The sequence below is a fragment of the Mucilaginibacter sp. GW822-FHT03E02 genome (assembly GCF_058801545.1).
In genome coordinates, this window is the sequence record NZ_JBXANJ010000001.1 from 5,659,927 (window position 1) to 5,682,878 (window position 22,952).

Genomic DNA, 22,952 nt, shown 5'->3' on the forward strand with positions numbered 1-22,952 from the left:
ACGGGCTTACTTATATTTCCAATGTCTTGATTTGCCTTCGGCAATCCATTCAGCAGCCGTTTCCATACGTTTTTGGCGGGTAGCTTCGCTTTTGGCATCAACAATCCACTCTACATATTCCTTTTTATGTGAGTAGCTGGATTTATCAAAGTTAAAACTCGCGTTAGGGTAAGTTTTTAAAAACTCCGTGAAGTATTCGGGGATAACCAATTCGGTTTTTGGAGCCGATGCCTTTTTTATTGCTTCGGGTGTTTTTTTACCGCTTTCATTTAGGGCGATGGCCTGCAGGATAAAATCCTGCAATATTTCTTTTGAGGGCAGGTCTTCTATCTTAGTTATCCGGCCAAAGCTTCCGGCAGAACCATCTCCGATGCTTAATGCGTTATGGGGATCAACCAATAACGTTGCCTTCCAAAAACCGAATGAACAGTGCTCTTTAAAAGCCGCCATCTGGCATACCGGGCCCTTGTAATCAAAAAACGGGAAGCCCCATTTTACGGTTTCCGTCAACGACGGGGATGTTTCATGTACAATTTCCCTGATGTATTCCAGGATTGGTTTGGCAAAATCGGCGGCTTTTTCAATAAAAGCATCAACGCGGCTATCGTATTGTTCCATAAAATAAATTTAGTAACAAATTGTTAAATCGCAACCGGCTTGCAACGTTTAAGGGATATTTTGCATCTTAGCTAAAGCAGGTAATTTCGTCACACAAAATCATATAAGGCTATGACTATAAGAGCATTCAAATTATTTACCGGAATCATCATACTGGCTTTTACTATCGGTACCGGTTACTGCCAGGTAAAAACCACCTCGCCCGGCCCCTTTACTGATAAGGATATGGTTTCGTGGGATTACGCCTCAAAAACCATTGGCGAAGATTATACCATTTATGTGCATTTCCCGCCGGGATATGATACCACCAAAACAAAATACCCGGTGCTGTATATGACCGATGGCGACTGGAATATGACCGTTGCCATGAACTGCTTTAACATGTTGAGGCAAGACTATAAAACTACCGAAGCCCTGATTGTAGGCATAGGCTATGGTAGCCGCCCCAACAAACGTAACCGCGACCTTAACCCTGAAACCGGCGGGCCGAAATTTATATCATTTATTGAGCAGGAAGTAATACCTTTTATACAAAGCAAATACAGGGTTAATGATAATAAGGCTTTATATGGCTATTCTTTCGGGGGGATGTTTACTACCATGGTATTGTTTAACCATCCCGGCTTGTTTAATATGGTATTTATAGGTGCACCCGGTAATACCGGCAGGGAGCTAATGCCATCGGCACAAAAATACTTTGCAAGCCATACCGACCTTAATTGCCGGGTATTTTTAGGCGTGGGATCATATGAGCATGAAAATGCAAAGAACATTGAACAGTTTACCGCTTACATGAAAAAGCAAAACTGTAAAAACCTGGATATTGATTTTGCAATTACCCCTGGCGCAAATCATGGTGCTGCCCTGGCACAGGTAATGCAAAATGCCATAGCCTTTGCGTATTGCCAAAAACATAAAGCAATCATGCTAACTGCAAAAGAGCTTGAACCGTACAGCGGCAATTACAAGGTAGCCGGCGACGCAAAAGATACGTTTAAAGTGTACCTGTCGGGCGGCAAACTTTACTTTAAACAAAACGACCAGTTGCCCCAGGAATTTGCACCTTATGCCAAAGATTCATTTTTTATGTATGAGGATGAAAAAGCCGACATCAACTTTAAAACAGAAGACGGCAAAAAGTATTTAGTATTTAATTTCCCTGGTGAAAAGCCGGTGCGGTTGGATAGGGTTAATTGATGGCGTGAGCTTTAGTTTAAAATTGGAAACAGAAAATCGAACCAACAACTGTTTCGGTTTTGTTGCGCTTTTTATTTTATGACAATTCGCAAGATGTTAATTATGAGAAAATTAACTTTTTTTACTGTCTCACTTGTTGCGCAACACAACACTACAGTTTTCATCATTATCAACCATTAACCAAATCCCTGAACAACTGGATATGCCAGCTGTTTTTAAACGGCACTTCCCATTTGGTTTCCAGTTCGGTAAGGTTTTGTACCATGTTGTTGTATACAATGGTTTCGGTATTTATTTTGCCTTGTTTCAGCATATCCTCAAAAGCATGGCGGGGGAGGGACAAAATTTCCTCGCCATCGCGGTAGGCCAGGTTAAACCTGTCGAATAGGTTGATATTAAAATGTTGCCCGATATTCTGCATGAAGTGTACCGATTTATCAATAGAGCAGCCGCTGGCGCCTGCCTGGCTTTCGTCAACAATCAGTATCAAAAAACGGTTATAACGCACCTCACCTTTGGCCTTTAACTGGTTGTTGTGCGCTGTCCATCCGGTGGTGAATTTATCCAGTTCCTGCTGGATTTGTTGCACCACTTCGTCGGTTAATTTTTTGTCGGCCTGGTAGATCCAAACTCTTGAGTGTTGAGAAAATTCCATTTGCAAAAATATCAATTTATTAACTTAGGGTAACATTTTGTTGTCATGAAAACATCAATCTCGTCGTTAATAAAAAAAGCTGCGGTAATTATAGCAATTTTGGCCTCCAGTTGCTTTATTTACGGTTTTAAACCGGGTATGGGCGACCAGGAATGGCTTACCTGGAGCAATAAATGCCTTACAGAGTCATTTAACCCGCCGCCGGATATCACGCTGAAAAAGTGGGAATTAATACTTACCAACGATTATTTTTTGCGTTTAAGGAAAACTTATCAACACGACAGGCAAGAGTATTTTTCGTTTAATTTACACCGCCTCAACAACGTGGAATACCTGGGCAGCGATACCACAGGAACCCTTAAGCTAAGCACCCTAACCGACGATATTATTGTACAAACTTACGAAGACCCTAAAGGCGATCTCGACTCGATGGCTACCGCCATTGAACTGCCTGTAAAACACATGAGCCAGGCAAGACTGGACAGTTTGAAAATAGCGTTGAATTACTTTAAAGCGAAGAGCTTATAAGCTTTGAGTGTCCGAAAGTTTTTTTAATTCCCTCCCTTGGGAGGGGTGCGGTTGGAAATGAGCGTAAAGGCGGGGAGGGGTTTATACGAGCGATGAGTTGCAAAGCGGCTTGTCTGCCGGGTTAAACCCCTACCTCCTCCTTCCCCAAGGAAGGAATCGCACAATCCCCCGCTCCTTTGTAATGTTTCGAACATTCAAGTTATTTATAACCCATTTGCCCTTACCGTTATTTCGGCAATATCCAACACCTGTATCTCGTCCTGTTTATCCTGTAGCTTAACACCATCGGTAAGCATGGTCATACAAAATGGGCAACCCGCTGCTACAATATTTGCTTTTGCTTCTATTACATCCTGCATGCGTTCAAGATTGATATCTTTTTTACCTGGTTCGGGTTCTTTAAACATTTGCCCGCCGCCTGCGCCGCAGCATAAGCCATTGCTTTTGCAGCGTTTCATTTCAACCAGCTCGGCGTCCAGTATCTCCAGCGCGGCCCGCGGGGCTTCATAAACGTTATTTGCCCGGCCTAAGTAACAGGGGTCATGAAAGGTGATTTTTTTACCTTTAAAGCTTTCGCCTCCCTCGGCTTTCAGCTTACCTTCATCAATTAGTTGTTGTATCAGCTGGCTATGGTGTATTACATCATAATTGCCACCCAAACCCGGATATTCGTTCCTGATGGTGTTAAAACAGTGCGGGCAGCCGGTTACTATTTTTTTAATATTATAAGCATTAAGCACTTCAATATTGGTCATGGCCTGCATCTGGAACAGAAACTCGTTACCGGCCCGTTTGGCCGGGTCGCCGGTGCAGCTTTCTTCGGTACCCAAAACAGCATAGCTCATGCCTACATGATGCAGTATTTTACATATATCGCGGGTTATTTTTTGCGCCCGCTCGTCAAAACTACCTGCACAGCCAACCCAGAACAATATTTCGGGTTCAATGCCGTCGGCGGCCATTTGGGCCATAGTGGGTATTTTGAAGTTTGTCATAAAATCCGGATTATAAGTCGTCGGGCAACTCGTTTATATTGGCTATAAAGTCATCTACGCCGCTGTAGTTTTTAAATACAATGGCCGTATTGTTGGTGCTTAACTGGTTAAGAATATCGAGTGCCACATTTAAAGCGAGGGTTTCTTTCCCAAACAGTTTAGCGTCCCAGTTAATACCGGCCAGCACGTCGTTTTCGGCCATTTCCACACACCAGCTTTCTAAAAATTCGGCTATCAGAATTTCAACCGGCAGGTAGCCTTTCCAGTCATCACGTGCACAGGCTTTGGCAGCGGCCCTGTCCGACCAAAATGGAATCACGCTCACTTCTTCATCCTCGCTTGAGTGTGAATTGGCCCAGCCTGTTTTACTTTTCAATCCCCATACCGATTTGGCTGCGGCTGCCCGTTCAATAAATAAATTATATTTCAGTTCGATGGTTGCGGTATCCTGCAGCATATCTGTATTTAATAAAGCCTGTAATTAATCGTTGTTTGCCCAGTTCAACCTGTCGGCCTGGCTGTACTTCCAGGGGGCTCCGTTATTTTCTACATTGCTAAACATGTTGTTCAGGCTTGCTGGCGCCTGTGATTCTTCCATCACCACGTAGCGGCGCATTTCGACAATTATCTCCAGTGGGTTGATATTTACCGGGCAGGCCTCGGCACAGGCATTGCAGGTGGTACAGGCCCAAAGCTCTTCGCGGGTGATATAATTATCCAGCAGCGATTTACCATCGTCATGATCCTTGCCGTGCTTATCCAGGTTGTTGCCCACTTCGGTAAGCCTGTCGCGGGTATCCATCATAATTTTACGTGGCGATAGTAGTTTTCCGGTGATATTTGCCGGGCATACTGAGGTACACCTGCCGCACTCGGTACAGGTATAGGCCTCCATCAGGTTTTTCCAGGTAAGGTCGGTTACATCTTTTACACCAAAACGGGCAGGCTCGCCGGTATTTTCCGGAACGAAAGAAGGATCCAACATGGCCTTAACCTCGTTGGTAACCGATGCCATATTGGTAAACTTTCCTTTGGTGTTCAGGTTTGAATAATACACATTGGGGAAAGCCAGCAGGATATGAAAATGCTTGGAGTAGGGCAGGTAATTTAAAAACGCAAGGATCCCGACGATGTGAAACCACCAGCAGCCTCGTTCCAGCATCGCCAATGAAGCTGCGCTATCGGGCAATATTGGCGCTATAAGCGAGCTCACCGGGAAACTGCCGGCTTTTACATAATGTTCAAAATGCAATAGCTGTAGTTTATAGTCGGCCGCGTTCATGGTTAAAAACGCGGTCATCAGCAATATTTCAATACAAAGGATGTAGTTGGCGTCCGATTTTGGCCATTGGGTCATCTCGGTGCCCGAAAAGCGCTTCAGGTGCACAATGTTACGCCTGCTCAGAAAAACAACACAGGCAACAAGTACCAACACCGCCAGTACCTCAAAACCGCCTATCAGCAGATTATACAAACCACCCAGCGGGGCCGAAAAAATACGGTGCGAACCAAAAATGCCGTCTATCATAATCTCCAGCACTTCCAGGTTAATAATCACGAAGCCTACATAGATAAAAAGATGCATTATGGCCGCTACCGGGCGCTTAACCATTTTGGTTTGTCCAAGCGCTACTTTGGCCATTATTTTCCATCGCGTAGCCGGCTCATCGCTGCGGTCAACATCCTTACCCAATAATATGTTGCGCCTTATTTTGCCTGCGTTTTTGGCAAACAGGTAAACGGCGGCTCCTAAAATGATGATAAATATAGCCTGTGCAATCATTATGCGTGCATAGTATTTTTATTCAAAGTTAGCTGAATTGTTGAAACGGCAAAATGTTACTTTTTATTTAAGATCAGCGTTAATTTTTAAATTTAAATCCATCACGGCCTGCTTTGCGTTTGCTATCCTGGTATTTATTGGCGCCGTGCTGCCATCAACGTTAATATCTGTCATTTTGGTCAAAGCATCGGTATACCATTTTGCCCATACATCAATTTTATGTTTTTCGGCATCGGCCGGTAATCCGTCTTTAATGGCCTGCGCGCTTAAAGCGTACTCGTCATTTAGCCTGTCGGTCGCGTTTTTTTGCAGCTCGCCAATTAGCGTTAACGTAGTTGGTTCATCTGCCGCGGTTAGTGTGTAAGCTGTAGCCAAGGCGCTTACACCCACATTTTTCATTTCCTGTGCCGAAACCATATTTAACCGGTCGGCATCGGTATGGTAAAATACATCGGTGAAATGCCACATCAATAAACCGGGAATTTTGGCCTGCAAAAATGGGGTGTGGTCGCTGCCGCCTTCAAAAGGGTTGCTTTTTACCACCCAGCCATTATCCCTGCCTTGCTGCATACAGCGGTTAAGTGTTAAGTCATTAAAATAATGCGGAAACAAATCCGATTCCTGCAGGGCCCGGCCGCCCCATTCCGTATGTTTATCCTTACCGCGGGTCCAGATAGCCGATGGGTCGGGCATTTTTTCAATCAGGAAACTGCCGCCTGTTTTGCTTACATCTTCGCCCACCATATCCAGGCTTAATCCCCATTTAATGCCTTTGGCCCGCAGGGTATCTTCCGTAATATACCTGCCTGTTGATACAATTTCATCGCCCCATAAAAACGTGATGGTGCGCTTAGGGCTGAATTTTTTCTGGTTGATGAGTGTTGCGGTCACCCTTGCCATTTCGGCAAGTGTACCTACTCCGGTAGCGTTGTCATTGGCGCCCGGCTCCTGTACGTGCGCGCTAAACACAAAACGTTCGTCGGGTTTGGCTGTACCCCGGGCATTAGCCACAATGGTAAGCTCTTTTGAGGGATATATTTTTGATTCCACCTCAACGTGAACCTTAACCGGCCCTTTTTGCAAAGCCGCTTTGAGCCTTTCTTTAGCAGCATACGAAAGCAGGATCCCAAATTTCTGGCTCAAGGAATCCTGGTACCTGATGCCGCCAAACTGGATAGAATTTACATTTTTTTCGGGCTGAGTGTAGGCCGGCATGCTATAACCCATTGCACCAAGCGCGCCGTTTTTAACAGCCGCTGTATAAAATCTGCCCACATTAGTTTCGGCAAAAACAATTTTGCCTTTTAAATCCTTGCCGTCGAGGTTTTTCAGGCCGGCTTCATCAACAAAAAGCACATCGGCGTTAACTCGCCCCGGCGGGGTACTTGCCGAATAAATAGCCAGCATGTTGCGGTTGGTAGCAAACGTAAGCAAGGGCATTGCGTCGCCCTCAATGGTTACAACCGCGTTAACCGGTTCCCAGGTGGGGCGGTGCATTTCGCGGGTTTCAATGCGGTAGGTTAACGGGCCATCGGCCTCGCCTTTTACCTCTTTTTTATATCCGGCCTGCTGCAACGTTTTTTCAACTTCGTATATGCTTTCGTTAAAGCCCGAATTACCGGGAATTCTCCAGCGTTTTTCAACAAATGCTACCGTTTTATAAGCATTAGCCTCAATAAATGTATTTCGCAAAAGGGGATAATAACTATCAATTGTACTTGAACTTTGAGCGGTTGCCACCCCGGCAGATAGTGCAAGCAACGTTATTAGTAACGGTTTAATCATAAGGGCAAGTTAGCGATTGGCGGGTATAACGCAAAATAGGTGGAGGTTTGCGGAAATGTTTTTTGTAGAGACGCATCACATGCGTCTCCCGCATGCAATCGAATCTGGTTCACACGCACATTTGATTTGAACGCTGGTCACGACTCACCCCGGCTACGCTGCGCTGGCCGACCCTCTCTCCGGCTTACGCCGCAAAGAGGGTTGAGGAAAGAAAAATAATTTTTTCGCCCCTCTATGCGACGCAGTCGGAGAGAGGGGCAGACGGGCGGAGCCTCGTCGGGGTGAGTCGACTCGCCGACATGCGCTGTACACCATTTTTCCTTCAGAGTTCCCGGATTTTACAACCCGCAAGGCGCTGAGAAACTAAGCGATTTGATTGTTTTTTGTGCTTTAGCGCGAAAAAAACAACCTCAATATAAATCTCATCCCAGGTCTTTTCATTGCATTCATAAAGTGATGGAAATCAGATTTGTTAATGACCTGCATTACAAGTTACGCTTTTATTTAAGGTTACTTTTACCTAATAATCCAGGCGATATGAACACCATCCTTGTGCTTACCGATTTTTCTGAAAATGCAAACCACGCAGCCAAAGCAGCCCCGCTGCTTGCCGCGAAAATGCACAGCGACATAATTATTTTTAATTCCTACTATAACCATCCGGTAATACCTGTTTATGCAGGTGGGCCTTTAGCGGTTGATGAGCTTGTTTTTCGGAAAGGGGACAGTACCTCCGCGCTTCATCAGTTGGGCAGGCAATTGAGCCATTTGGACAACGGCAATGCTAAGGACGAATTTAAACCCGAAATCCATTCGCAATGTGGCGAAGGCTCGCTGGGAAATAACCTGGCGGCAATTATTAATGAAAAAAAAGTATCATTTATAGTAATGGGCGGCAGTTTAAACAGCCCGGTTAATCATCTTTTTTTTGGTAGCGATACCATGGATGTGATTGACCATGCATCATGCCCGGTTATAATTATTCCCCCAAAGGTTACGTTGGAAAAGCTGAAGAAGATCACGTTGGCAACTGCATTTGAACCATTTGATAAGTATGCCGTTACCTACCTCACTAAACTGAGTAAGACGCTGAATTTTGAGTTGGAAATTGTACATGTATCAGTATTTGAAAAATATGAGGATCCTGATAAGGAAAAAGCTTTGCTAAGGCACATCAAAAAGCTTGAAGATTCGGGCATAGTTTATAAACAGATACGCGGGAAAGATGTAATTGACAGGTTGAACCACCTTTGTAAAGAGAACGGATCGGATATGCTGGCGCTGGTTCATTACGAGCATGGGTTGCTTTCAAGTATTTTTAAGAAATCTACCACCGAGAAAGCGCTTGGCCACCATCATATCCCACTGATGGTTATTCCCGCAGACATTCAATAAGTAGTTTGTTTGACGATTGTTTTACCAAAGCCGATTCAAAAGCCCCAAATGACATTAAATAACCTGGATATAAAAGGACTAAGCAATAAAGAAGTTACAGAGGCCAGGCAGCGGTATGGCGCCAACAGCCTTACCTATAAAAAAGAAAACGGTTTTATTGATGCCCTAAAAAGTATTGCAAAGGAGCCAATGGTTATTTTATTATTGGTTACGGCGGCTATTTATTTTATCAGCGGTAAAAATGGCGACGGCTTTTTCCTGGCATCGGCAGTTATATTGGTATCGGGCATTTCGTTATACCAGGATTCGCGGAGCAGGAATGCCCTTGATAAGCTTAAAGATTTCTCGCAGCCAACCTGTAAGGTGATAAGAGACGGTGTTATAGTAGAAATAAAAAGCGAAGACCTGGTTATTGGCGATTGTTTGATTGTTGAAGAGGGTACCGCAGTATCGGCTGATGGCATAATTATACAATCAAATGATTTTTCGGTAAATGAAAGCATCCTTACCGGCGAATCGCTGCCGGTTTATAAAGATAAATCGTCGACAGATAATACAATTTTGCGAGGTACTACGGTGGCTGGTGGGCTGGCCATAGCAAGGGTAACTGCTATTGGTAATAAAACCCGCCTTGGCGCTATTGGCAAAAGCCTGGAAGCAATTAATGAAGAGAAGACCCCGCTCGAAATTCAGATTAATAATTTTGTAAAAAAAATGGTGATTGCAGGCGCCATTGTTTTCGTTATAGTATGGGCCATTAACTACACACATTCACGCAACCTTACTGATAGCCTGATTAAGGCGCTTACCCTGGCTATGAGCATCCTGCCCGAAGAGATACCTGTCGCCTTTACCTCGTTTATGGCCTTAGGTGCCTGGCGGCTGATGAAAATGGGCATAGTAGTTAAACAAATGAAAACTGTTGAAACGTTGGGCAGCGCATCTGTTATATGTACCGATAAAACCGGTACCATTACCGAAAATAAAATGAGCCTGGCTAAAGTTTTCGCACTCAAATCGGGCAAGGTTAGTGATGCAGGGGGCGCGTACGATGAAGCCGAACGGGAGCTCATCAGGCTGGCGATGTGGGCCAGCGAGCCTGTTCCCTTTGATCCGATGGAAATTGCCTTACATGAGGCGTATGCAAAAAACACCGCAGCCGATGAAAGGCCCCAATATAAAATGGTTCATGAATATCCGCTGGGTGGCAAGCCGCCCATGATGACGCATTTGTTTGAAAACGACAATAAGGAACGGATTATAGCAGCCAAAGGTGCGCCCGAGGCGATAATGAAGATAGCCGGCCTGGCTGAAACCCAAATACAGCTGTTACAAACTACTATTAACACGCTTGCATCCGAAGGTTATCGTATCCTGGCTGTGGCAGAGGCCCATTTTGCCGGAAACGATTTTCCTGCTACGCAACAGGAGTTTGAATTTGGGTTTAAAGGTTTGGTGGCTTTTTATGATCCGCCTAAAAAAAATATAAAAGCGGTACTTGAAACCTTTTATAAAGCAGGTATAACGGTGAAGATTGTAACCGGAGATAATGCCGCCACCACTGCAGCCATTGCCCGGCAAATAGATTTTAAAGGTGCAGATAAATGCATCAGCGGCGACGAACTGATGGACCTGGATAGCGAGCAGCTTGGGCATACTGTTCAAAAGCTAAACATTTTTACCCGGATGTACCCGGAGGCAAAACTCAGGATTATTAACGCATTAAAATCGCAGCGCGAGATAGTAGCGATGACAGGAGATGGCGTAAACGATGGCCCTGCACTTAAAGCCGCGCACATTGGCATAGCCATGGGCAAAAAGGGAACTGAAATTGCCAGGCAGGCCGCGTCGCTTATATTGCTGGAAGATGATTTATCAAAAATGACAGATGCTGTGGCTATGGGCCGCAGGATTTACACTAACCTTAAAAAAGCAATACAGTATATCATCTCTATCCACATACCCATTATACTAACAGTGTTTGTCCCCCTGGCGCTCGGCTGGATATATCCTAACATATTTTCGCCTGTCCATATTATTTTTTTAGAACTGATTATGGGGCCTACCTGTTCAATCATCTACGAAAATGAACCTATGGAAAAAAACACCATGCTGCAGAAACCCCGGCCGTTTACTACTACTTTCTTTAATTGGAAGGAGTTGGCCACCAGCGTTGTGCAGGGGCTAATAATAACCGCCGGAACTTTAGCTACCTATCAATGGGCTGTAAAAGCCGGGTTAAATGAGCCGCAAACCCGAACCATGGTTTTTACCTGCCTTATAGCTGCCAATATATTACTCACGCTGGTAAACCGTTCTTTTTATTATTCGCTTTTTACAACTATAAAGTATAAAAATAATTTGGTGTTGCTGATAATCGGCACAACCATAATTATCACTGGTTTATTGCTTTACATAAAACCTTTATCCCTTTTCTTCGGGTTTGCATCGTTAAGTTTATTTCAATTGGCGTTTGCTTTTGCTACCGGATTTTTATCTGTTGCCTGGTACGAAATTATAAAGTGGAGGAAGCGGCGCGCAAACTAAACCAGGTAATTAAACCTACCCCCAACTCATCATTACAAATGCAATATAGAAAACCGGCCGGTATTTAAAATAAACCTGCGTCGGTTAGTTGTATTTCTTTGCAGTCGCCGGATATTCAAAATATAGTTGAACCGGTTTATGTGGTCAAAAAAATTATGTCTTGCTCCGGCCATTCCTTATGTGGGATAATTTATTTTTTACTAATTTTCTGAAAAAGCAGGGCCGGTTTTACCCAATGAAACTTGTGGCAATAAAATACGTAGAAATACATCCGGCACTGCCCGAAACTATAGCGTACAAACCTAATTATACTATTCGTGTTTATAGCCAAACAGATTATTCATTTATGGATTTGCGCCTTTTTACTTATAGGTATACCGTTTGTTTGTTTTGCGCAAAACCAAAGCCTGAAGTTTGAGCACATCGGCACCGCCGAAGGGTTATCGCAGGTTGACGTGAGCAGTATTATCCAGGATAGCCGCGGGTTTATGTGGATTGGCACCGGGAATGGCCTTAACCGGTACGATGGGTATAAATTCATCAATTACCGTTTCGACCTGGCTAACAACAGTTCGCTAAGCAATAATGTTATCAGTGACCTGGCCGAAGATAAATCCGGAAATATATGGATAGCCACTAAAGGTGGATTGAATAAGTTCGACAGGGCGTCCGGACGCTTTATCAGGTACCTGCATAATGACCATGCCCCGGCAAGTTTGGCTACTGATGTGGTTAACCGGCTAAGCTTTGATAGCGCCGGCAATTTGTGGGTAGCAACCCAAAACGGTGGTCTTGATTACCTGGACGTACATTCAAATAAGTTCAGGCATTACACACATTCCGACGTGGATAGTAATAGCCTGAGCAATAACAAGGTATATACAGTTTTTACCGACTCGCACCACAACCTTTGGGTAGGAACAGCTGGCGGGTTAAACCTTTACCGGCCAGCAAGTAATAACTTTTCAAGATTTAAATATTCAGATTCTGATGCAGGCACCTCAGGCGATCATATCTTCTGCATCTATGAAGATAGAACCGGCAACTTGTACCTTGGCACTATATCCGAAGGGGTTTTTGTATTTAACCCCGCAAAACATACCCTTAGGCATATAAAAAATAAAGATAGCCTGGGCAATAGCACTTCAATAAACACGGTCAATAGCCTGGGCCAGGATGATAATGGCAATATTTGGATAGGGGCCGAGCATGGTGGGCTTAGTTTGTTGGATGCTTCCGGTAATCTTTATAATTACCAGCATGACGATATCGACAATAACAGTATAAACGGTATCTCCATTAATGCCATCTGTAAAGACAAAAATGGCAATATGTGGCTGGGCGCTTTTGGTGGCGGAATAAATCTTTATAAAAAGGCAACTTCGAGCTTTGCACTTTACCATCACAATTCTTCATCATTAAGCCTCTCGAGCAATTTTGTGCTTGACTTGTTCGAAGATTGTGATAAAAATATATGGGTAGGTACCGATGGCGGCGGTCTTGACCTGTTTAACCGGTCAACCGGATCTTTCAGGCATTATAAACAGCCTCCGGCCGGTAAAAACGGTATTACCGGCAATTATGTGCTAACTACAACCCAACACCCCGATGGAAACCTATGGATTGGCACCTGGGGCGATGGATTCAGCATATTTAATCCCAAAACGGGCATATTCAAAAATTATAAGGCAAACCCCGCCAAACCGGATGGGCCAGGCGGAAATAACATTTACGCCATACTACATACCAAAGATCAAAACACCTGGCTGGGGACATTTAATGACGGGCTTGATTTTTATGACCGTAAAACCGGTAAGTTTAAACATTTCAGGTACGATGCGCATAACCCGCAAGGCATCAGCAGTAACCGCATTTATGATTTGTGCGAAGACCGTAACGGCAACTTATGGATTGGTACATATGATAACGGCCTTGATCTGTTAGATAATAAAACAGGCGTTTTTACCCATTTTAGGCACCATGATGGCCAAAACAGCCTGAGCGGTAACACGGTTACGGATGTTTTTTTAGATAGCAAGGGTAAATTATGGCTTTGCACTATTAGCGGCCTTAATTTGTTTGACCCGGTTACTAAGCATTTTACGGTTTTTACCAAAAAAGATGGCCTGGCCAGCGATATTATTTATGCGATAAAAGAGGATGGTGCCGGTAATTTTTGGGTAAGTACCAATAACGGCATATCGATGTACAACCCGGTTGCCCGGTTGTTTAAAAATTACACTACCGAAGACGGCTTGCAAGGCGATGACTTTAAACCGCATTCGGCTTTAAGGACAAACAGTGGCGAGATTTTTTTCGGGGGTATCAACGGCTTTAATGCTTTTTACCCGGCACGGATAGCCCGGCCGGCACCATTTTCGCCGGTGCTTGTAACGTCGTTTCTTATTTTTAATAAGCCGATAAACACCGTAATAGGCGCTGATGATCCAAACGCGCTGAAGCAGGATATAGCTGATACCAGGAGTATTACCCTATCCTACCGGCAATCTGATATCTCGATGGAATATGCTGCCCTCGACTTTGCTTCTGCCGACAGGAAAAAATACGCCTTTATCCTGCAGAATTATGATATCCAGTGGAGTGAAGTCGGGAGCAGGAATACTGCCTCCTACACCAACCTGCCCGCCGGCGAATACTATTTTAAAATAAAGTACCAGAATAGCGCCGGGCAATGGTCGCCGGTGGCAACCGCACTTAAAATTACCATTGTACCGCCATTTTGGTTAACATGGTGGTTTAAATTTCTTGCCGTTATGTTTTTGGCTTCTGCCATTTACGGGCTTTTTAGGTACCGGTTAAGATCTATCAAACTACGGCAACTGGTGTTGGAGCGGCAGGTACAGGAACGTACCGAGCTGTTGGCCAAAATGACAATTGATGAGCATAAAGCACGCATGGAGGCCGAGCAGGCTAACGCTGCTAAAAGCCTTTTTATGGCTACCATGAGTCACGAGATACGCACTCCGATGAACGGTGTAGTGGGCATGGCCATGCTTTTATCTGGTACGCAGCTTACCCCCGAGCAGGAAGAGTATACCGAAACTATCAAAAATTGTGGCGATGCGCTGTTATCCGTAATTAACGACATTCTTGATTTTTCGAAAATAGAATCGGGGAAAATGGAGCTGGATGAAAACGATTTTGACCTCAGGAACTGTATTGAGGGTACCTTGGATGTATTTGCAGGCGGTGCGTTTAAACCCAACCTTGAGTTGCTTTACCAGATTGCACCCGATGTTCCGTCTGTTGTTTTTGGCGATGAGCTGCGCCTGAGGCAAGTACTGCTAAACCTGGTGAGCAATGCCGTTAAGTTTACCGTTAGGGGCGAGATTGTTATTAATGTGAGTATGGTGCCCGGCCGCAACCAGGATTTTGCTTTATCGTTTAGCGTGCGCGATACCGGGATAGGGATTCCAGCCGAAAAATTAAACAAACTTTTTCAGGCTTTTTCGCAGGTCGACTCGGGTACAACCCGCAAATACGGTGGGAGCGGGCTGGGCCTTACCATTAGCAAACGGCTAATTGAATTGATGGGCGGTGATATTAAAGTTGAAAGCGAATTCGGCAAAGGTACCACTTTTTGTTTCCATATTAAATCGGCAAAAGGGCATGAAAGTGGTATAGCCGAACATTTGGAAAGCCATGCCGGCTTGCAAGGAAAACATATATTGATTGTTGATGATAATGAAGCAAGCCGCGGGGTATTGCAGGCGCAACTTGCTCAATGGGAATTTGCTGCAACGGCGGTAGGGTCGGGGAGGGAAGCCCTGGAAATATTGGCTGTGAATGATAAGATTGACCTGGTATTGGCCGATTTTAACATGCCCGAAATGGACGGCTTCCAGATGGCAGGGCTTATGCGGGCCAACTACCCCGCTGTGCGCTTGATTTTGCTTGGGCCTGCAAGTCACGAGCAATATAAAAAAGAACCTGGTCTTTTTAACGCTGTAGTAGCCAAGCCTGTTAAATATCATGTGCTTTATAGCGCTATTATTAGCCAGTTAAAAAAGGTTGATGTGGCCCACGAACCCCATGTGCGCGGAAACCTGTTCACTGAGGAATTTGCCCGCCAATATCCTATAGATATCCTGATAGCAGAAGATAACCTGATTAATCAGAAATTGGCCATGCGGGTCCTGACAAAAATGGGTTATGCGCCTGATGTGGCCCCAAATGGGCTGGCAGCTTTGGATTCGCTTACCCGCAAAAATTATGGGCTGATTTTTATGGACGTTCAGATGCCCGAGATGGATGGGCTGGAGGCCACCAAACGAATCAGGCAGCAACATCTTCATCAGCCCGTTATTGTGGCTATGACAGCCAATGCCATGCCCGAAGACCGTGGAGCATGCCTTGCTGCCGGCATGGATGATTACCTGAGCAAACCTATAAAAGTGGATGAGATACTATCGGCAATAGAAAAGTGGTGGAAAAAAACGCAGGATTATTAAATCCTGTTTCGGCTCAGCGAAGTGTGCTATCGGGTTTAGTGTTAACCATGATTAAATATAAAATACTGACTATCAAATGTTTGCAAATATTTATCTGAAATGTGTTAAGTTATGTTAACCCAATTAGATGCGTTGTTATGCCGCCGAGTACCTTAAATAGGTATCGTTTAAAGTTTGTTTATTAAAAGGTTTTGAAACAAAGGATTTTACGAACGGATAATTTTTTGATCTCGAAAAGTCCCTGGGATCGATAGATGATGATACAATATATACGTCTACTGTTTTCTTAAAAAGGGGAATTAACTCCTTAAATTGAGCCAGGAATTCCCACCCGTTAAAATCGGGCATATGAAGATCTAAAAATATTAAATCGGGAAGCTTGTCGTTAAAACCACTGTTTTCCCTAAGCGATTCAATTTGTAACCGTGCATCCGAGCTATGCGTTACATGTTGAAAGAGCTTACCGGAATCAATCATCCGCTGTAAAATCAAGTGTTCAATCGGGTTATCGTCAATTATCAAAAGCCGGCACATTTCTCTTTATGTTTAGTTGCTACTATGCAATTCCAGTGCCAAATCGTTCATTAGTTCACTTGTTCATTGGTTCATTGGGTTTTTCTGGTGGGATTGCCAGATAGATAGAAGGCATTCAGCAAAAAAGCGATTTGCCGGCTATGCCCGCGTTCCAATGAACCAATGAACCAATGAACCAATGAACCAATGAACCAATGAACCAATGAACCAATGAACCAATGAACCAATGAACCAATGAACCAATGAACCAATGAACCAATGAACCTTTCCACTTTAAATATTATTGTTGTAATTTCGGCGTTTCAGCATATTATATACAGCAGTGCTTAGCATCCTCAAAAAAGAAATAACATCATACCTCAGCTCGCTGGTGGCCTATGTTACCATTGGCGTTTTTTTACTGGTTTTGGGTTTGTTCCTTTGGGTATTTCCTGATTCCAGCATATTAGATTACGGCTACGCCGGCCTCGATAGCCTTTTTAGCACTGCACCCTACCTGTTCATGTTCCTGATACCGGCCATCACCATGCGCTCCCTGGCCGAAGAACGTAAAGAAGGAACATTTGAACTGCTTTTTACCCGCCCGTTAAAAGACTGGGAAATTGTGCTGGGTAAATACTTTGCCTGCCTGCTCATTGTACTATTTGCACTACTGCCTACGCTGATTTATTACTACTCGGTAAGCATACTGGGTACGCCACAAGGTAACATTGATACCGGCGCCGTTATCGGTTCGTACATCGGGTTGTTTTTATTAGGGGCAGCGTTCGCCGCTATAGGTCTGTTTGCATCTTCCATTACCAAAAATCAGATCATTGCCTTTACCATCGCGGTTTTCCTGTGCTTCTTTTTTTACAGCGGGTTTGATTCCCTGAGCCAGATGCTTTCCCTGCAAGATCTGGGCCTGCAAAGCCTGGGCATTACCCAGCATTACCAATCGGTAAGCCGCGGTGTGCTGGATACGCGCGATTTGATTTACTTTTTATTGGCAGCCAGCGCTTTTATATGGCTTACCTTGTTTATACTGATAAAGCAGCGGCAAAAGCAGCTAAATACAACGGTTATGGTTGGCTTAATATCGGTTTTTATATTAATTGGTATTATAGCGCAGTTTGCCTTTACCCGGTTTGATTTTACTACCGAGAAACGCTTCACCATATCGCCCATCAGCAGGAAAATTATAAACGATTTATCAAAACCGGTAAAAATTACGGTTTATCTGCAAGGCAGCGGCCTACCTGCCGGTATGAAACGCCTGCAAGGCGCCGCCCGTGATATGATAACCGATTTAAAGGCTTATAGCCATGGCAATATCCAGTTTGAATTTGTCGATCTTTTATCAACCATTAAAAAACTGCCCGATGATAAACAAAAAGAAGCTTATGAGGATTATGAATCTAAAGGGGTGGTAGGCCAAAACATCAGCTTTAAAACTGATGATGGCGTATCGCAAAAATTAATCTTCCCCGAGGCTGTTGTAAAATCGGGTGATAAAGAGGTGGTGGTTAACCTGGTACAAACCCGCATCGGCTCGTCAGATGAAGAACAGATCAATATCTCTATCCAAAACCTGGAGTATGCTTTTACATCGGCCATTAAAAAAGCGGTAAGCGGCGGCAAACCGCAGATTGGTTTTACCGAAGGCCATCATGAGCTGACCGATGTGCAGCTGAACGATGCCATGAAATCGCTGTCGGATGGGTTTGAGGTGGGTAGGTTAAACCTGGCTACCATTCCGTTTAAGGCGTTGCAAAACATTAAACTATTGGTTATCCCAAAACCCGACCAGAAGTTTACCGAACTGGAAAAGTTTAAGCTTGACCAATACATTATGCGCGGCGGTAAAGTGCTGTGGACTATTGACCAGGTAAGCGCCGAACTGGATAGCCTGCGCGGCCACGGCGGCGAACAAATGTCGTTCCCCAAGCAACTCAACCTGGATGATCAGCTGTTTCGCTACGGAGTGCGCATCAATTATGATTTGATTGCCGATATGAGCTGTTCGCCCATCCCGGTAAGTACTGGCGAGGTTGGCGGCCAGGCACAAATCCAGATGCTCCCCTGGTTATATTACCCGCTGTTTATGCCTTATTCCAAACACCCGATAGTGAAAAACCTGGATGCCATACACAGTGAATTTGCCAGCACCATTGATTTGCTGGATACCAAAAACGTAGAGAAAACCATCCTGCTGGCATCATCGCCCTACAATAAAAAGGTAAGTGCGCCGCATATCTTATCCTTACAGGCATTGGAGCAGGAGCCAAACCCCAAAGATTTCCAGGGAGCGCCCAAAACGGTTGCCGTATTGCTGGAAGGTAAGTTTGTATCCGACTGGCGTAACCGCCCGCTGCCTGATAGTTTGGGCGAGGCTGTAGCCATTATGCCGGAAAGCGTGCCAACCAAAATGGTGGTGATAAGCGATGGCGATATTCTGAAGAACCAGATAAGCGGCGATGGCGATGCATATCCCTTAGGATTTGACCATTATACAAAACAAATGTACGGCAATAAAAACCTGCTGCTTAACATTGCCGATTACATGACGGACGATTCGGGTCTTATTGCCTTGCGTACCAAAGAGATCAAGATCCGCCTGCTTAACCGCGCCCGTATCCGCAACGAAAAATTGTACTGGCAGCTGGTAAATACGGTTGGCCCGCTTGCTTTAGTGTTAATATGTGCTATTTTTCAACATTATATCCGCAAGCGGAAGTATGCCCGTTAAATTTTATATTTTTGATAGATTAATTACACCCATATGAGATTTATTGTTTCTACCACAACTTTACTCAAACAACTGCAGGCAGTAAGCGGCGCCTTAAGCAACAGCACTGTTTTGCCCATACTGGAAAACTTTTTGTTCGAGATAAAGGAAGGAAACTTAACCATTTCGGCAACCGACCTGCAAACCAGCATGACCACTTCCTTAACTGTTGAAGCTAAGGAGAATGGCCGTATAGCCATACCATCGCGTATTTTGTTAGAGACCTTAAAGTCGTTGCCAGAACAGCCAGTTGCATTTTCGGTTGATGACCAAACCTTTGCTATCGAAATAAATGCCGGTGATGGTAAATACAAACTGAGCGGCGAAAATGGTGAAGATTTCCCGAAGATTCCCGTTGTTGAAAACGCATCATCAGTAAACCTGCCTGCATCTGTTTTGGCCGAGGCTATTAACAAAACCATATTCGCGGTAAGTAATGACGAACTGCGCCCCGCCATGACGGGTGTTTACTGCCAGTTAAGCACACAACACCTTACTTTTGTAGCTACCGATGCCCACAAACTGGTACGTTACCGCCGTAAGGATGCCAAAGCCGCAAGCACTACCGCGTTTATATTGCCTAAAAAAGCTTTAACGCTGCTTAAATCGGCTTTGCCGAATGACGATGTAAACGTATCTGTAGAGTATAACTCAACCAGCGCGTTTTTTAAATTTAACCACATTAACCTTGTTTGTAGGCTGATAGATGAGCGTTATCCTGATTACGAAGCGGTTATCCCACAAAACAATCCTAATAAATTAACTATCGACAGGCTTACCTTCCTGGGCTCATTAAATCGTGTGGCTATTTATGCCAACAAAACAACCCACCAGGTAAGGCTTAAAATAAATGGCAGCGAGTTAAACATATCATCAGAAGATATTGACTTTGCAAATGAGGCCCACGAGCGCTTAAGCTGCCAGTACGAGGGCGACGACATGGAAATTGGCTTTAACGCAAGATTTTTAATAGAAATGTTGAAGAATTTAAGTTGCGAAGAAGTATCTTTGGAGATGTCAACTCCAAACCGTGCCGGCTTATTGCTGCCACAGGGCGGGGATGAAAATGAAGATGTGCTGATGCTGGTTATGCCGGTGATGCTCAATAGCTATGCTTAAGTGTAAACTTAAATTATAAATCCAAAAACAGAGTCCGGCTTTAAAAACCGGACTTTTTTGTTCGATGCAGATAACAAATGTTTCGGGAAGCAGTTATTAGTGTTGGGAATGTAAAAAGATATATCGCATGGGAGCGACGACTCACCCCGACGACCCCGATAAATATCGGGGCGTCTGCCCCTCTCTCCGACTTCGTCGCATAGAGGGGCGAAAAAAAAGAAAAATTGGGGTTTACCCTCTTTGCGGCTTTAGCCGGAGAGAGGGTCGGCCAGCGTAGCGTAGCCGGGGTGAGTTGTAGCCGGCGTTCAAACGAATATGTGTAAACCACAACACGTCATGGCTCATAACGAGCCATTTGTGAACTTTTGTCATGCAAGGTTGATGGATACTTAGTACCTCTGGATGAAAGGGAAATAGGATATGCCTTGTAATCCCGGCTCTCCCTAATTGAAAAAAGGGGCGCGGGCATATAAAAATAATTTTAAAAAACTTAAGGCTTACCACTTAAGACTTTTGACTTAACTATGAATACAAGGATAAAGGTTTTATTTTTTATTGCAGCAGCCGGTGCCTGCTGGGCATCCTGTAAAAAGAGCAACGATGCGCCTGCCAGTACATCAACAGTAACCGCACTTGTTGATGTGGTAAATGTATCAAACGCCAATGTTAATTTTTATATAAACGGTACGCGTTTTAACAATACATCAACCTTTTATCCGGGTGGTACGCTTGGTTATGTTACTGTGCCTGCCGGTACTAAAAATTACTCATTTAAGGTTGATGGCGCTTCCACTCCATTTTACAACAAACCTTTCCAGGCCGATTCGGCTGCAGGATATACTATATACGTGGCAGCCCAGACCAGCGATGATGTGTTTAGCAGCCATGATACCTGGATACCAGATACAGGCACAAATTTAACCAAGTACGCGCAGATAAGATTTGTAAATGCTTCGGCAAGCGCAGGTAATATGAATTTTGTATTGAGAGGAAAAACCGATACGCCGAAAATGACCAATATTGCTTATAAAACTACAACAGATTTTATACGGATCACTAAAGGTGTGCATTACATTGGCATATACAGGGCGGCTTATCCAAGTGTCCCTAAGGTCGATACAGTAACTTTATCGGCAGGTAATATATATACTTTTTATGGTTATGGTACCGCGGTGCCTGCGGGCAACCAGGGTATACTTGCGGGCTTATTTAATAATGACAGCGAATAATAAAATGAATAATAAAAATAAAAACGGCCTGCTCATATGGTTGCTTACCGGCATGCCATTGGTGTTGCTGCTGTGCTTTGCGGCATCGTGCGGCAAATCAACTAACATAACAGGTACTAACACGAAGTTGCAGGTTGTTAACTTAAGCTCAGATGTGCAGCCTTTAAATTTGTACCAAAACTCGGTTAAGCAAAGCACAACTACGTACACCTATCCAACCGGTTCGGGTTATTTTACACTGTCTACCGTTACGCCGCCATTGCAATTTCGGCAGGCTACCGCTGCTGCTTTGAATATCCCGTTTGAAATAGATACTGTTTTAAGGAGTAATGCTAAATACACCATTTTTTTAACCGGCTACCTTACCGATGGTACCATAAAAAACTCCATCCTGTCGTTAGATACCGCAACGGTGCCCCCAATTGGCCGTGGCCTGGTAAGGTTTCTGCATGGCTCACCTTCATCGGCCAGCCTGGATTTAAGGGCAAACGATACCTTGCTTACGGCCAAAGCCGGTGTTGCGTTTAATACCCTAACCCCGTATGTTAAAGTGCCAACCGGTAATTACACCTTTACCATAAACGTACACAGCACCCCAACAAAAACAGAATACAAACTCAGCAACGTTACCATATTAGACGGACGCGCCTACACCATTTATACCCAGGGCATTGTAGGCCGAACAGATTCTGTTGCCTTTGGTGCCGCAGTTTTAACCAATAATTTGTTGGAAAAAATAACGCAGTAGAGGAGGTTTATCCCTTTGGTTAAGAGAGGGAAAATGCCGATCAGGAACTGGGTTTGATATACGATGGAAGAGACTTTATTATTCGGAGAAAAAAAGAAGTTCGCAATTGAATTAGGTGCTACTAAAACTCCTAAAAAGTTTAAACTAGGGATGTGGTTTAACAACCAGCGATACGGTAACTTTAAAAAGGCAGGAGAATTAAAATATTCGATTAAACAATATCATGTATTTGTCAACAATAAAGAACAGTTTTACCTGGATCTTTTTGATGGACTTTCTCCCACTGAAATATTTCACTATTTAATAGGGGTATTTCTTACAAATGCAGCTAAAAAGATCGATCCAGCTGAAACGCAGCTCCGTCAAAACTTTTACCTGTTTTTTGGCGATCAGTTTGTTAACCAAACCGGAGGCTCTCTGTTTTTATACAGAAATGGGATAATTGGTGTGATAATTAAAAGACCAATGGATGGGCCTATAGATAGTTATGAAATTGATTTTAGAGATTTTTGTAAAGTTTTTGATGAATATATAGCGTATTGTTCAATTAATCAGTTGGTTTAATACAAACCCGACGGGG

The 22,952-nt window shown here is 44.1% G+C and carries 17 protein-coding genes; 10 read left to right on the plus strand and 7 right to left on the minus strand.

The window, feature by feature from the left end:
• Positions 1–6: 6 nt before the first annotated feature.
• Complete coding sequence (locus AC1RM2_RS23500; RefSeq protein WP_492987569.1) at positions 7–618, minus strand: YdeI/OmpD-associated family protein; 612 nt, start codon at positions 616–618, stop codon at positions 7–9.
• A gap of 111 nt (positions 619–729) precedes the next feature.
• Between AC1RM2_RS23500 and AC1RM2_RS23505 the strand changes: the two genes are divergently transcribed.
• Positions 730–1,815 (plus strand): alpha/beta hydrolase-fold protein, encoded by a 1,086-nt coding sequence (locus tag AC1RM2_RS23505; protein ID WP_492987570.1) that lies wholly within the window; start codon positions 730–732, stop codon positions 1,813–1,815.
• A 169-nt stretch (positions 1,816–1,984) separates the two neighbouring features.
• Here AC1RM2_RS23505 and AC1RM2_RS23510 read toward each other — a convergent pair whose 3' ends face one another.
• Positions 1,985–2,470, minus strand: a complete 486-nt coding sequence (locus AC1RM2_RS23510; protein WP_492987571.1) for an ABC transporter ATPase — start codon at positions 2,468–2,470, stop codon at positions 1,985–1,987.
• A gap of 45 nt (positions 2,471–2,515) precedes the next feature.
• Here AC1RM2_RS23510 and AC1RM2_RS23515 point away from each other — a divergent pair, with 45 nt between their 5' ends.
• On the plus strand, positions 2,516–2,998 hold the full coding sequence (locus AC1RM2_RS23515; protein WP_492987572.1) for a hypothetical protein: 483 nt from the start codon (positions 2,516–2,518) through the stop codon (positions 2,996–2,998).
• Positions 2,999–3,201: 203 nt separating this feature from the next.
• Here the strand turns inward: AC1RM2_RS23515 and AC1RM2_RS23520 are convergent, their stop codons facing one another.
• From AC1RM2_RS23520 to AC1RM2_RS23535, 4 genes are all read right to left on the minus strand, one after another.
• Positions 3,202–3,993: a (Fe-S)-binding protein gene (locus tag AC1RM2_RS23520; protein ID WP_492987573.1), complete on the minus strand. Its 792-nt coding sequence runs from the start codon at positions 3,991–3,993 to the stop codon at positions 3,202–3,204.
• A 10-nt stretch (positions 3,994–4,003) separates the two neighbouring features.
• A complete protein-coding gene (locus AC1RM2_RS23525; protein WP_492987574.1) occupies positions 4,004–4,450 on the minus strand; it encodes a DUF2750 domain-containing protein in 447 nt (148 codons plus the stop codon).
• Between the two features lie 24 nt (positions 4,451–4,474).
• A complete protein-coding gene (locus AC1RM2_RS23530; protein WP_492987575.1) occupies positions 4,475–5,776 on the minus strand; it encodes a 4Fe-4S dicluster domain-containing protein in 1,302 nt (433 codons plus the stop codon).
• A gap of 63 nt (positions 5,777–5,839) precedes the next feature.
• Positions 5,840–7,561 (minus strand): M28 family peptidase, encoded by a 1,722-nt coding sequence (locus AC1RM2_RS23535; protein WP_492987576.1) that lies wholly within the window; start codon positions 7,559–7,561, stop codon positions 5,840–5,842.
• A gap of 537 nt (positions 7,562–8,098) precedes the next feature.
• Here AC1RM2_RS23535 and AC1RM2_RS23540 point away from each other — a divergent pair.
• From AC1RM2_RS23540 to AC1RM2_RS23550, 3 genes are all read left to right on the plus strand, one after another.
• Positions 8,099–8,956, plus strand: coding sequence for a universal stress protein (locus AC1RM2_RS23540; RefSeq protein WP_492987577.1), 858 nt, complete (start codon positions 8,099–8,101; stop codon positions 8,954–8,956).
• 48 nt (positions 8,957–9,004) lie between these two features.
• Entirely contained in the window at positions 9,005–11,503 is a 2,499-nt protein-coding gene (locus tag AC1RM2_RS23545; protein ID WP_492987578.1) for a cation-translocating P-type ATPase, read from the plus strand.
• A 317-nt stretch (positions 11,504–11,820) separates the two neighbouring features.
• Positions 11,821–15,975, plus strand: a complete 4,155-nt coding sequence (locus AC1RM2_RS23550; RefSeq protein WP_492987579.1) for a hybrid sensor histidine kinase/response regulator — start codon at positions 11,821–11,823, stop codon at positions 15,973–15,975.
• Between the two features lie 135 nt (positions 15,976–16,110).
• Here the strand turns inward: AC1RM2_RS23550 and AC1RM2_RS23555 are convergent, their stop codons facing one another.
• Positions 16,111–16,509, minus strand: coding sequence for a response regulator (locus AC1RM2_RS23555; protein WP_492987580.1), 399 nt, complete (start codon positions 16,507–16,509; stop codon positions 16,111–16,113).
• Between the two features lie 322 nt (positions 16,510–16,831).
• On the opposite strand from AC1RM2_RS23555, the gene gldG reads away from it, so the two are divergent.
• The 5 genes from gldG to AC1RM2_RS23580 all read left to right on the plus strand — a co-directional run bounded on the left by gldG (position 16,832) and on the right by AC1RM2_RS23580 (position 22,936).
• Positions 16,832–19,237 (plus strand): gliding motility-associated ABC transporter substrate-binding protein GldG, encoded by a 2,406-nt coding sequence (gene gldG / locus AC1RM2_RS23560; protein WP_492987581.1) that lies wholly within the window; start codon positions 16,832–16,834, stop codon positions 19,235–19,237.
• 33 nt (positions 19,238–19,270) lie between these two features.
• The gene (gene dnaN, locus AC1RM2_RS23565; protein WP_147056306.1) at positions 19,271–20,395 is read left to right on the plus strand and encodes a DNA polymerase III subunit beta; all 1,125 of its coding nucleotides are present in this window, start codon (positions 19,271–19,273) and stop codon (positions 20,393–20,395) included.
• Positions 20,396–20,919: 524 nt separating this feature from the next.
• Positions 20,920–21,624: a DUF4397 domain-containing protein gene (locus tag AC1RM2_RS23570; protein ID WP_492987582.1), complete on the plus strand. Its 705-nt coding sequence runs from the start codon at positions 20,920–20,922 to the stop codon at positions 21,622–21,624.
• 4 nt (positions 21,625–21,628) lie between these two features.
• Complete coding sequence (locus AC1RM2_RS23575; RefSeq protein WP_492987583.1) at positions 21,629–22,372, plus strand: DUF4397 domain-containing protein; 744 nt, start codon at positions 21,629–21,631, stop codon at positions 22,370–22,372.
• A gap of 63 nt (positions 22,373–22,435) precedes the next feature.
• Positions 22,436–22,936 (plus strand): Imm42 family immunity protein, encoded by a 501-nt coding sequence (locus tag AC1RM2_RS23580; protein ID WP_492987584.1) that lies wholly within the window; start codon positions 22,436–22,438, stop codon positions 22,934–22,936.
• The last annotated feature ends 16 nt before the right edge of the window (positions 22,937–22,952 follow it).